Below are 12,337 nucleotides of genomic sequence, written 5' to 3'. Positions count from 1 at the left end.
AACCCCGGGGAGTCGAGGCCCCAGGCCGGCCGCCTCGACTCCCGCTACCCCATCCTCAGACTGTCTAGCTCAGGCAGGCTGTTAGGTCTTCGTCCGGTGTGCTGATGGGCTTGAGGTCGAAGTTCTTGACCAGCACATCGAGAACGTTGGGCGTGACGAAAGCCGGTAGCGTCGGCCCCAGACGGATGTTCTTGATGCCCAGGTGCAGCAGCGACAACAGGATCGCCACGGCCTTCTGCTCATACCACGTAATGATCAGCGACAGCGGCAGCTCGTTCACTCCGACGCCGAAGGCGTTGGCCAAAGCCAGCGCCACCTGCACGGCTGAGTAGGCGTTGTTGCACTGGCCCATGTCGAGCAACCGGGGGATGCCGCCGATCTCGCCGAAGTCCAGCTTGTTGAACCGGTACTTGCCGCAGGCCAGCGTCAGGATGATGCAGTCCTGGGGCACCTTCTCGGCGAACTCGGTGTAGTAGTTCCGACCGGGGCGTGCTCCGTCGCAGCCGCCGATGAGGAAGAAGTGCTTCACTGCGCCGCTCTTCACTGCCTCAATCACCTTGTCGGCAATCGACAGCACCGGCAGGTGGTGGAACCCGGTCAGGATGGTCTTGCCCTCGGTCTCAGGCAGCGGCGGCAGCTCCTTGGCCATCGCGATTACTGCGGAGAAGTCGCGGCTGTGGCCGAGGTGCTTGACGCCCGACCATCCCACAGGCCCGAGGGTGAACACGCGGTCCTTATAGCTCTCCCGCGGCTTCATCAGGCAGTTGGTGGTCATGACGATCGGGCCGGGGAACTCCTCGAACTCCCGCTGCTGGTTCTGCCAGGCGCCACCCCAGTTGCCGACCAGGTGCGGGTACTTGCGAAGCTCGGGGTACATGACTGCCGGGAGCATCTCGCCGTGGGTGTAGAGGTTGATGCCGGTGCCCTCGGTCTGCTTGAGCAGCTCCAGCAGGTCGACCATGTCGTGCCCGCTGATGAGGATGCCGGGACCGGCCTTGGTGCCGAGGAATACGGGTGCCGGTTCGGGAACGCCCAGCTTCTCCACGTGCCCGGCGTCGAGGATCTCCATCGCCTTGATGTTGATCTCGCCGGTCTTGAGCGCCAGCGCCACGAGAGCGTCCACGGACATCGAGTCATCAGTCGTCGCGGCGAGGGCCTCATAGATGAAGGCGTCGAGACCGTCGTCGGTCTTGCCCAACTCGCGTGCGTGGAAGGAGTAAGCGCAGATGCCCTTCAGGCCGAGGGTGACCAGTTGCCGCAGCGCCGTTGCGTCGGCATCGGGGTGAGTATCCTGCAGGACTCCTACCAGCGCCGCCAGGGCGATCAGGTCTTCTTGCGAGGCATCCGCAGGAACCGCAGGCTTGAGGTCCTCCGGCACTGTGCCGCCGGCCTGCTGCAGCATCGCCTTCGCCTTGTCCTTCCAGGCCTGCGCCTCCTTCACATACGCCACGAAGCGCTCGGCATCGAAGTTGACGTTGGTGAGGGTGGCGAACAAGGCCTCCTGGACCCAGGCATCCATCTCGGGGTCCTTGGCGCCCAGCTCACGAGCGGGCTTCGCATAGCGAGCGATCCCCTTGAGCGAGAAGATCAGCAGGTCCTGCAGGCCGGCGGTCGTCGCGTCCTTGCCGCAGACCCCCTGCTTGGTGCAGCCGGTGCCTCCGAAGGTTTGCTCACACTGGTAGCAGAACATGGACATGGCACTTCCTCCTTGATCGAGCGATACTGGATCGGCGACCTTGGCACGATGATAGCCGCCGTCGATCCGGCAGTCTTTGACTTAGGTCAAGGCTGTGTCATGGGTGCTCTCGGCCGTGTGGGTTACCACCCCTCGTAGAGGGCGCGCAACCCGTCGGTGTCCAACAGCGCGACGCCCTGCTTGTGTTCCTTGATGAGGCCGTCCTCCCGCAGTCGCCGGAAGGACCGCGACAGCGGCTCCAGCACCGTGCCCAGTTGCGCGGCGAGTTGCGTCTTCGTGCCCGGGAGCTTGCAGAACCCGCCGACAGAGTTCTCGACCAGATACCGTGCCAGCCGTGCGGCGACATCCCGTAGCGACAGGTCCTCGATAGTTGCCACAAACTCCCGCAGACGCCGCGACAGCCCGGCAATCATCGCGAGTGACAGCTCCGGGTCTTCGCGCAGCAGCGCTACGAGTCGGTCGCGGTAGAACCTGGCTACCACGCAGTCTTCCGTCGCCATCGCCGAGGCCGGGTAGGTCCGCTGGGCGAACACGGCTCCCTCAGCCACCAGACCCCCGGCTTCAGCCAGATGCAGGATATGCTCCCGCCCGTCCGGCGAGAGAAGGTACACCTTCACCACGCCCGCCAGCACCACCAGGAAACTCTCCGCAGGTTGCCCGGCCGAGAACAGCTCCGTCCCGCGCGGATAGTCAACCACGTCGGCCGAATCTGTGAGCCCCTTCAGTTGCACCTCGGTCAGATCGGCGAACAACGGGATCTGGGCCAGCGCTTCCGGTAGCCTTGCCTTCATCGATGGTGACCTCGAAGACACGACGGGGACAGCGCTCCCGTTCCGCGTTACGGAAGAGGTGCTCTGTCCCCGGCGAATCGTGCGGTAGTTGTTTCGGCCCTAGCCCAGACGCGTCTTCAGTTCCTGGGCAAGTCGTGGTCCGTAGGTGTCGGTGATCTGCCGGGCATAGCCCTCGGCAGCGGTCTTGTCGCCGGCCTTCCTCGCTGCTTCGACGGCCAGCACGCCGGCCCAGGGCGTGAAGCTCTCCTCCGGTGCATACTGCATCAGGACCATCAGGCGGGCAGCGCCTTCTGTCAGCTTGCCCTGCGCCAACAGGATCAGGCCATCGGCAAGGACGCCGGACATCGCTCCCTGGAAGGCCTTCTCACCCCGCGCCGTCTTGTAGGCCGCGAGCCAGGGCTCAGCGAGCATCGGCTTGTTCAGCACGGCCGCGAGCGAGACCGCCCCGGTGAGCAGCTCCGCAGGCTCCTTGCCTTCGGGACCGGGTATGCCCTCACCGACCGGGAGAGCGCTGAGCCAGGCAAGCGCCCTGGTCGTCAAGAGCGCGTCGGCATCGCTGGAAACCCGCCCGTAGGTCATCTTCCCGTCGCTCACCACGAAGGGGTCCACCTGCGGTGCCGTCATGGAATCATTGGGAGTCGTGCCGACGACGGCCACTTCAGCCTCCGGCTCTTGGAAGTACAACTGTGGCTCGACTTCCTTCAGCAGCGCCAGCGACTCGGTCTTGCTCCCCGCACGGCGCAGCGCCAGGGCCTTGTACACCTTCAGCACCTTCACGTCTTCCGGCTTTGCCTTCGGGTTTGCGAGGCTCTTTTGCAGCCACTCGTCGGCCGCTGTCGTCTCCCCGTAGGCTCTGAGGAAGGCCAGGTGCTGCAGGATCACGTCGGCCCTGCACGGCGTCCCTTCGCTCTCGAGACAGGAGCGATAGTGGTAGCTCAGCAGCGCCGACACAGTCTCGACCGGCGGCTTGTTCATGACCACCCCGGTCAGCATCGAGTTCGGCGGGATGCGGACCTTCCCTTCGGCGTCCAGCACTGCAAAGTTCGGGAAGGAGCGGACACCGCACTGCGCGATGTCCTTGTTGGCCTTACCGTAGGCCAGTTCAAGCAGAACGAAAGCAGACGACGCGACGCGGAAAGCAGGCTTGGAGAAGCTCACGGCTTCTACCTGTGTGCAGCCCGGTCACCCAGGTAGGTTGAAGTACACAAAGATCAACTTGCCGGTCGAGGCTGCGCGTGCCTCGGCTTGGCCCAGGTCCGTGATGAAGCCCGGGGGAGCTGCCGCGGCCGTCGTCAGCAGGCCGGCCAGCAGAGCGGTGCAAAGCAGGACTCGCTTCATGGGCCTCCTCCTTTTGCCAGGTTGTGAGCGCCAGAACGAACTCTTCCCTATTCTCCTTGCAGACCGACACCTCCTGCCGACGCTGGTCCTTGTCCCCTCCCGAAGGGCGAGGTGTCGCACGGCGATGGCCTCCGGAAACGCTACGGGGACAGCGCTCCCCTTCCGGCTGTTGGAAGAGGTGCTCTGCCCCCGGCGAGATCGTGTGGTGGTCGTGTCGCCGCTAGCCCAGACGCACCTTCAGGTCCTCGGAGAGCCGCGACCCGTAGATGTCGGAGACCTGGCGGGCATAGGTCTCGGAGAGGGTCAGGTCACCGGCCTTCCTCGCCGCTTCGTAGGCCACCACTCCGGCCCACGGCGCGAAGCTCTCCTCCGGTGCGGTCTGCACGAAGGCCATCAACCGGCGAGCGCCCTCCTTCAGGTTCCCCTCGGCCAGGAGGATCAGGCCATCGGCAAGTATCGCCGACGTAGCGCCCTCGAAGGCCTTGTCACCCAGTGCCGTCTTGTAGGCCGCAAGCCACGGTGCGGCGACCAGCGGCTTGTTGAGCACCGCCGCGAGCGAGACGGCTCCGGTCAGCAGCTCTCCAGGCTCCTTGCCCTCGGGCGACGGGATCCCCGCTCCGACGGGGAGAGCGCTGAGCCAGGTGAGCGCCTTCGACGTCAGTTGCGGATCGGCGTCGCTGGAGATCCGCCCGAGGGTCACCTTGCCGTCACTCACCACGAAGGGCTCCACCTGCCGCGGCGTCATGGAACCCTTCGGTGTTGTCTCAGCGACCGCTTCGGCCTCCGGCTCCTGGAAGGTCAGCTTCGGCTCGACTTCCTTTAGCAGCGCCAGCGCCTCGGCCTTCTTCCCCGCACGGCGCAGCGAGAGCGCCTTGTACACCTTGAGCACTCTCACATCCTCCGGCTTGGCCTTTGGGTTTGTCAGGCTCTTCTGGAGCCACTGCTCGGCCGCAGCCGACTGCTCAGTAGAGGTGAGGAGGGTCAGGTGCTGGAGGATTATGTCGGCCCTGCAGGGCGTCCCACCACCTTCCAGACAGGACTGGTAGTGGTAGCCGAGCAGTGACGATACGGTCTGGACCGGCGGGGAGGAGCAGACAACCTGAGTCAGCGTTGAGTTAGGTGGGAGGAGTACCTCCCCTTCGGCATCGAGCACGGCGAAGTTCGGGAAAGTGTCGACCTCGTAGTCTGCAATGGTCTCAGACGCGGTGGCCTCGTTCAGTTCCAGCAGAACATAGGCAGAGGAAACGACGCGGAAAGCAGGCTTGGAGAAGCACACGGCTTCTACCTGTGCGCTGTACGGTCACCCAGGTAGGTTGAAGTACGCGAAGATCAGCTTGCCGGTCGAGGCTGCCTGGGCCTCGGCCTGACCCAGGTCAGTGATGAAGCCCGGGGGAGCAGCGACCGCCGTTGTCAGCAGGCCGGCCAACAGGGCGGTGCAGAGCAAGGCTCGCTTCATGGCCCCTCTCCTTCTACCAGGATATTGCGGCGAGAACGAACTTCGACATATTCGACCCCTACAGCGACATATCCTTCCTGATACCGCCGTCAGATTCAAGCAGGAGCCCGTGCGCCCGGAGTCGAAGTCTCCCGACCACATCCCGGCGCCATCAGGAGGCCAATCCCTTGCTACCCCGCGAACGCGTTGAGACGACCCTGCGCCATCAGGAGCCGGACCTCGTCCCCTGGGGCGAGCACTCGATCGACTACAACATCTACGAGATGACCCTGGGCCGCGAGACCTGGGTCCAGGCGAAGTTCAAGCAGACGAAGGGCTACTGGGACGGCCGTCGCGACGAGATCGTCGAGTCCCACAAACGCGACCTCCCCGACCTCGCCGATGCCCTGGGCTTCGACATCATCACCGTCGGCCAGAATGCGGGTGCCGGCTATCAGCCCGCAGCCCTCAAGCAACTCGACCAGGAGACCTTCGAGGCGGGGAACGGCAACCTGTTCCGCATCTCGGCCACGACGCATGACCTCATGCCCTACAAGGTGAACACGGAGGGCTACCAGCTCCCCACCGTCGAGTCGCTGCAGGGGCAGATCGACCGGCTGGAGTCTGAGCCGCCGCAGAAGCCCGACGACTCCTGCTGGGAGGTCCTGCGCCATGTGGTGAAGCTCAAGAAGCAGACGCACTGGATCAACAGTTGCGTCGGCGGCATGGGCTTCCCCGTGGTAGGCCCGACGGACGAGGAGCAGTTCCTCAACCTCGCGCTGCACCCCGAGTTGCATGCCAAGGTCGCCGAGCTCACCGCCAAGCGCCTCATGGCTCAGCTACCCTGGTATGCCGAGGAGGGCGTGGACTCGGTCATGCCCTGCCACGACCTGGGCAGCTCCACCAGCCTCTTCGCCAGGCCCAGCATCCTGGAGGAGAACGTGGAGCCCTGGTGGGCCGAGTACATCAAGCGCGCCCATGGACTCGGGCTGACGGTGCTGATGCATTGCTGCGGCTGTGTCTGGGAGGCGCTTCCCGCGGTCTGCCGAGCGGGGTATGACGGGTACGAGGGCATCCAGGCCAGCGGCGGAATGGACATGAAGCAGCTCAAGGAGCGTTACGGAGATAAGCTCACGCTCTGGGGCGGCATCTGGCACGAGCACCTGGTCCTGGGATCGCCGCAGGACATCGAGGAGGACGCTCGCTACTGCATGAAGTGGGCAGCGCCCGGCGGAGGGTTCATCCTGGGCTCCAGCCATTCGCTCGCGGTCGGCTGCAAGCCGGAGAACCTGAAGAGGATGAAGCAGTGCCGTGAGCGCTACGGCGTCTACCCGATCGCGCTCTAGTGGGAACACTGACGGGTCCTGCAGAGGGAAGCCGGCAGACTGAGGCGGTCAGTACCGGCCCGGAGCGTGCGGATTCCGGCCGCGGAAGCGCAGCTTCTGGCCGGAATCCGCACGAGATAGGGGGTCTGGGGCCTGGGCCCCAGCGGGGTTGTAGGGGCGGAGCCCCTGCGTCGTGAGGCCCTTAGCCCTGGACCATCGGCTCTTCAGCGCCTTACCCCTTCAGCCAGCGCTCCAGGAAGGCGAAGCCCTTCCTGCCCCAGAAGCTGTGCTCGCCCTCGAAGACTTCCATCCCGCAGCGGTGCTCGACTCCCAGCACGTCATAGGCTGACTTGACGCTCCGGAAGGCGGCCCGTGCCGACTTGAGCGGGAAGATGTCGTCCCGGGTGCCGTTCTCGAAGAACACCGGTCGCGGGGCGATCAGGCAGGCGATGTCGGGCATCTCGGCGTACTGCAGCAGGCTCGGCACGTAGTTGTCCGGGCAGTGGTGGATGCTGATGATCGAGTCCTTCCAGTACGCCAGGTAGCCGCTGATCAACGCTGCCGAGATCCTCTCATCCACGGCGGCCGCGAAGGTTGTCACCTGACCTCCGCCCGAGATCCCCATCAGCCCGATCCGCTTCTCGTTCACCTCCGGCCGCGTCAGCAGGTAGTCCACGCAGCGCATCACGTCATACACGCGGATCCCGGCCACGGTGTGGCCCATCAGGAGCCCGGCCATGCTGGGCTGCCGGCAGCTCGAGGTGTCCTTGGTTTGCGCCTGCTCGATCCGGTCGCGCCTCTCACCGAAGCCGAACATGTCCGGCGCGATCACGAAGAACCCGTGCCGCACCGCCTGAATCGCGAAGTCCTGTTGATAGCCCGCGTACTCGGTCCGCTGGGTGCCGTCATCGTTGATGCCGACGATGTCGTCCTTTCCGGGGCCATGTCCGTGCAGGCAGATAACCGCCGGAAGTCGCTGCGGTGTCCCTGCCGCCGAGAGACTCGCCTGCCCCTCAGGGATCAGCACCCAGGCCGGGATGCTCAGGTTCTCGCGACTCTGGAACACGACGCGCTCACGGGTATAGCCGCCCATCCGGGTCCGCTTGGAGACCTGGGGCTGGAGGTCACACCGGGGCTCGTCAAGCCCGCCGAGAAGGTCAGCAACTTTGGTCTTCAGCTTCCGCCGCCACTGCTTCCACTCGGCTTCCGAGGTGCAGTTCCAGGCCAGCGAAGGTGGGTAATCTGCGTAGAGTTGGCGAACATAGTCCATGGGTGCGAAGCTCCGCTTGACCGAGGCCGAGCGGGCACGAGGTTTGCTCGATGAGGGCACGAAGGCTGCCTCCCTTTGTCGTTAGGAATGCGTATCTGGTTAGCCGCCGGCAGCCCAGGCTCCTCCTTTGGACGATCCGTGTAGAAGGTGGGAACAACCGCCTCGCCGTAGAGTCCTAGGCAAGCGTAGGCTGTGCAATATCAGGGCATAGGGGCCAGCCAGACCCACGTGAAGCCGGGAGGAGCCGATTGCCATGCGTACTGGGGCGTTGTGCGCGGTGTTGGGGCTCACGCTGCTTGCAGGTACAGGCTGGGGACAGGCGCTCGTTCCCCGTGTCGCACCGGAGGCCAGAGACCTTCCGCCGCTGGAGTGTCGGACGCAGGCCGTCACCGTCGACCTCAACAATCAGATTGCCCGCGTCCGGGTCGAGCAGGTCTTCATCAACAACACCGGCGAGGACCTGGAGTGCGTCTACTTCCTGCCCCTGCAGGAGTCGGCCACGATCTCCCGATTCTCCTACTGGGTGAAGGGCAAGGAGATCGTCGGCGAGATCCGCGAGAAGGAGGAGGCTCGGCAGGTCTACGAGCAGATCGTCGCCCGCAAGCGCGACCCGGCTTTGCTGGAGTACGCCGGTCGCAACCTGTTCCGCGCTAACCTCTTCCCGGTGTCCTCCAGGGAGCCCCTGCGGGTCGTCGTCGAGTACTCGCAGGTGTGCGACTACGACTCCGGCATCGTCAACTTCCGCTATCCGCTGACCGCCGGTGGCTCGGAGCAGAAAGTCGGGCAGTTCGCCATCACCGTGAACCTGCGCGACCAAAAGCCCCTCAAGCGTGTCTGGTGTCCTTCCTACCCGGAGGCCTCCGTCGAGCTCGTCGCGGCGACCGAAGCCCACAGTGCCTCCGTCTCCTTCGAGAAGTCCAGGTTCACACCGAAGACCGACTTCGAGCTGCGCTACGAACTGGCCTCCTCAGACTTCGGCGTGTCCTTCCTCACTTACCGCGAGCCCGCGAAAGACGGCTACTTCATGCTGATGGTTGCGCCTCAAGAGCAGACCACCGAGGCAGACATCGTCAAGAAGGACATCGTCTTCGTCTTCGACAAGTCGGGTTCCATGGAGGGGGAGAAGATTCAGCAGGCCCGTGAGGCGCTCAAGTTCTGCCTCCGCAACCTGGGCAAGAACGACCGCTTCGGCGTCGTCACCTTCTCCGACACAATCGAAAGCGCCTCGGACAAGCTCCTACCTGCGACCGAGACCAACCTGAATGCGGCCATCAAACAGATCGGTGCGCTGGAGGCCACCGGCGCAACGGACATCAACGCCGCGCTACTCCAGGCGCTCGGGATGTTCGAGCCCAACACGAACCAGAAGACCATCGTCTTCCTGACCGACGGGCTACCCACCTCGGGTGAGCAGGAAGTCGGCAAGATCGTCGGCAACGTGAAGGCCGCGAACCACCGAGACGCCCGGCTCTTCACCTTCGGCGTCGGCGATGACGTGGACGACTACCTGCTGCTCAAGCTCGCCACCGACAACCACGGGGCCGAGCAGCACGTCCGAGCCGGCGAGTCCATCGAGGCCGCCGTAAGCAGCTTCTACTCCAAGGTCGCCAAGCCCGTTCTGGTCGATCTCAAGCTCGACTTCGGCAGCATCAAGACCCGGCAGGTCTACCCCGATCAACTGCCCGACATCTTCAAGGGCAAGCAACTGATCGTTGTAGGCCGCTACACCAACAACGGGCACCAGGACCTTGCCCTCAGCGGGCAGATCAACGGCAAGCCTCGCCGCTTCGTCTATCCCGCCGACTTCCCGGCCGAGAGCACCGAGAACGGGTTCATCCCCCGGCTGTGGGCCAAAGCCCGCGTTGACTGGGCGGTCGACTCGATGCGCCTCAAGGGCGAGAACCAGGAGCTCAAGGACGAGGTCATCGCCCTCAGCAAGCAGTACCTCTTCGTCACTCCCTACACTTCCTTCCTGGCGCTTCCGAAGGAGGAAGCCGAGAGACTGGCAGCAGCCACTCCCTCGGCTGCACCTGTAGGAGCCGATCCGCTGATCCGCGTCCTGGCTCCCTCGGACACCAAGCGCGTGCTGGCGGTCTTCCCCTGGGGACGCACCATGCCCCTGGTCCATGACGCCGCCACGGGCTACTGGAAGTGCCGCTTCGTGACCCCGAGCTTCGTGCCGCATGGCAGGTACGAAGTGACCCTGATCCTCACTCGCGGCGACGGGACTCAGCAGCGCCTGGTGATCGGCTTCGAGGCCGACCGTGAGACTCCCGGCGGCAGTGGGAGCAGTCAGGTCACTCGGCTCCGTGATGGCTGGCAGGTGCGTCTGTCCCTCCAGGCCACCGACGACACCAGCCGTGCCCTGGTGATGCTGCCCTCGGGTGAGCGGCTGGAGCTGAGCCAGAATCCGGATACGGGTCGCTGGGAGACCACCTTCCGACTCACCGGCACGGCGGGCGACAGTGTGATGGTCCCCGTCGTGCTCCTCGACCGCGGCCACAACCGCCTCACCCTCGAGGTTGAGGTGGAGCTTAGGTGACCCGATCGCAGTGCGACCTCCGCAGAGCCCGCCGGACCACTCCCTTCCGGTGGGCTCTGTGGACGCTTGCCCTCCTGCCGGCCCTCAGTGCAACTGCCGACCTCCGCTTCGACTACTTCCCCTCGACGCGCTCGGTGACGTGCCTGCAGCCCCTTGGCACCGAGTTGCTCGCGGGCACCGAAGGCGGGCTGGTTGTCCTTGATGACAAGGGCACCCGCAAGGTCCTCCTGCCTTGCCGACCAGTGGGAGCGATCCAGCCTGTTCCCGGTGCTGCCGACGAAGCCTGGGTCGCTTCGTCCTCAGGGCTGTACCGCTACGCTGCCGGCAAGCTAGTCGAACTCTCCGCAGAGCCCACCAGCGGCCTTTGCACGACCGCCGACGGCGTCCTCTGCTCCGGTCATGAGCTAGGTCTCGTGCAGCAGTGGCACGACGCCGCTCCGACTCCCCTGGTGCAGTTGCCCGGCATCGCCTTCGTTCACTCGCTGGTCTTCCACGAGGGCGCGGTGTGGGCTGCCACCCTCGACGGCGTATGGCAGATCCGCTCCGCAGAAGCAGGCGGCAAGTCTGTAGTGCTGCGCCAGGTCCTCTCCCGTGATCCGCTTAGCCAGACCGTCTTCTGCCTCACGCAGGTTCAGGGCGAGTTGTACGCCGGAACTGCCGCCGGTCTGTTCCGCTGGACCCACGGCGAGTGGGCGCTGATCCCAACGACCGCCGGGACGCCGATCCACGTCCTCAGCCTTGGTGCCACGGTCGCCTCCGACCAGACCGGCCTCTGGGCAGGCACCGACGGCGACGGCCTGTTCCAGCTACGAGAGGGCCGACTGACACCCGTCTGGGATGCCCGCTATCCTCGTGAGACCGGTGCACGAGCCCGCAACCAGGGAGCCATGCCACAGCTCGGGGATGGCCTCCTCGGCCTGTCGGCTCTCACCGAGTGGAAGGGAACGCTCCTTCTCGGGACCACAGAGGGGATCTGGGAGTGGCTGCCGACTCAGAAGGCTTGCCGCTGTGCCGCGGATCGTCGCGACCTCTCCGAGCCCACCGACAACGCCGTCACCAGTCTCGCCTTCGCGCGAAGCACCGGATGTCTCTACGCGGGCACCAGCACCCAGGGCCTCAGCGTCTACCATGCGGGCCAATGGACACAGATGACCTGCGAGACCGGGCTGCCCGATGACTGGGTCAGCAGCGTCGCGACCGACGGCACCCACGCCCTCTTCCGCACCTCCAGCGGCAAGGTCTGGACGACCCAGAGCAAGGGCGGCTGGCGACAGGTCGACAAGAAGATCGACCACTGGCCGCACGACTGGGCCAGCGCTCTCGGCAACGACGGCGACCGCCTCTTCGCCGCCACCTACTCCGCCTTCTACCTCTTCACCGGGGGCAAGTGGGAGGTCTTCGCCCCCAAGCCTCAACTCCACGGCAAGTTCGTCCTCGACGTGACCCTCCTGGGCGACGAGGTCTGGCTGGCGACCCAGAAGCAGGGCCTGCTCCTGTGGAATCGCAAGGCCAACACCTGGCAGGAGTTCAGCCAGGGCACCGGCCTGCAGGACACCTGGGTCACTTGCGTCGAGCACCTTGGGCAGGAGGTCTGGGCCGGCACCTTCGACGGTGGTCTCTACCGCCTGATCCGCAAGAGCGACGCTACCTCAAAGCCCCAGTCTCCGACCCGCTACGTCGCAACACGCCTGACGGGCGTCTTGCCTTCGGAGCACGTTGTCTGTCTCCTGGCCACGGATCGCGAGCTGTGGATCGGCACCACCGGCGGGCTGGCCTGGACCGACGGAAAGCAGTGCCGTAGTTACGGCGCCGCGGATGGCCTGCCCTCAGACAACGTGTTGGCCCTGACCTGCGACGGTGACGCCCTCTGGATCGGCACCGACAACGGTCTGTGCCGGGCCCGCCTGCAGGACCTCCGACCGCACTGACGCTCCCCACTA

10 protein-coding genes are annotated in these 12,337 nt (G+C 65.2%); 3 read left to right on the top strand and 7 right to left on the bottom strand.

What is annotated here, in order from left to right:
- Positions 1 to 64: 64 nt before the first annotated feature.
- The 6 genes from hcp to ABFE16_08910 form a co-directional block, all read right to left on the bottom strand.
- Complete coding sequence (hcp, locus tag ABFE16_08935) at positions 65 to 1,696, bottom strand: hydroxylamine reductase (GenBank protein ID MEN6345420.1); 1,632 nt, start codon at positions 1,694 to 1,696, stop codon at positions 65 to 67.
- 122 nt (positions 1,697 to 1,818) lie between these two features.
- Positions 1,819 to 2,487, bottom strand: coding sequence for a Crp/Fnr family transcriptional regulator (locus ABFE16_08930; GenBank protein ID MEN6345419.1), 669 nt, complete (start codon positions 2,485 to 2,487; stop codon positions 1,819 to 1,821).
- Between the two features lie 99 nt (positions 2,488 to 2,586).
- Positions 2,587 to 3,645 carry a hypothetical protein gene (locus ABFE16_08925; GenBank protein MEN6345418.1) on the bottom strand — a complete coding sequence of 353 codons (1,059 nt, stop codon included), beginning with the start codon at positions 3,643 to 3,645 and terminating at the stop codon, positions 2,587 to 2,589.
- A 24-nt stretch (positions 3,646 to 3,669) separates the two neighbouring features.
- Entirely contained in the window at positions 3,670 to 3,825 is a 156-nt protein-coding gene (locus ABFE16_08920) for a hypothetical protein (GenBank protein MEN6345417.1), read from the bottom strand.
- 220 nt (positions 3,826 to 4,045) lie between these two features.
- The gene (locus ABFE16_08915) at positions 4,046 to 5,101 is read right to left on the bottom strand and encodes a hypothetical protein (GenBank protein ID MEN6345416.1); all 1,056 of its coding nucleotides are present in this window, start codon (positions 5,099 to 5,101) and stop codon (positions 4,046 to 4,048) included.
- A 24-nt stretch (positions 5,102 to 5,125) separates the two neighbouring features.
- Positions 5,126 to 5,281: a hypothetical protein gene (locus tag ABFE16_08910; protein ID MEN6345415.1), complete on the bottom strand. Its 156-nt coding sequence runs from the start codon at positions 5,279 to 5,281 to the stop codon at positions 5,126 to 5,128.
- A gap of 167 nt (positions 5,282 to 5,448) precedes the next feature.
- Between ABFE16_08910 and ABFE16_08905 the strand changes: the two genes are divergently transcribed.
- Positions 5,449 to 6,606: a uroporphyrinogen decarboxylase family protein gene (locus tag ABFE16_08905; protein ID MEN6345414.1), complete on the top strand. Its 1,158-nt coding sequence runs from the start codon at positions 5,449 to 5,451 to the stop codon at positions 6,604 to 6,606.
- A gap of 211 nt (positions 6,607 to 6,817) precedes the next feature.
- Here ABFE16_08905 and ABFE16_08900 read toward each other — a convergent pair whose 3' ends face one another.
- Positions 6,818 to 7,915 carry an alpha/beta hydrolase family protein gene (locus ABFE16_08900; protein MEN6345413.1) on the bottom strand — a complete coding sequence of 366 codons (1,098 nt, stop codon included), beginning with the start codon at positions 7,913 to 7,915 and terminating at the stop codon, positions 6,818 to 6,820.
- Positions 7,916 to 8,108: 193 nt separating this feature from the next.
- Here ABFE16_08900 and ABFE16_08895 point away from each other — a divergent pair, with 193 nt between their 5' ends.
- Positions 8,109 to 10,397 (top strand): VIT domain-containing protein, encoded by a 2,289-nt coding sequence (locus ABFE16_08895; GenBank protein ID MEN6345412.1) that lies wholly within the window; start codon positions 8,109 to 8,111, stop codon positions 10,395 to 10,397.
- Positions 10,394 to 12,325, top strand: a complete 1,932-nt coding sequence (locus tag ABFE16_08890) for a hypothetical protein (protein MEN6345411.1) — start codon at positions 10,394 to 10,396, stop codon at positions 12,323 to 12,325. Before ABFE16_08895 ends, ABFE16_08890 begins: the two co-directional genes overlap by 4 nt.
- Positions 12,326 to 12,337: the final 12 nt, after the last annotated feature.

Source organism: Armatimonadia bacterium, from assembly GCA_039679385.1.
Classification (GTDB): Bacteria; Armatimonadota; Zipacnadia; order Zipacnadales; family JABUFB01; genus JAJFTQ01.
The sequence above is the reverse complement of the archived record's forward strand: the minus strand, read 5'-3'. Positions and strand labels throughout refer to the sequence as shown.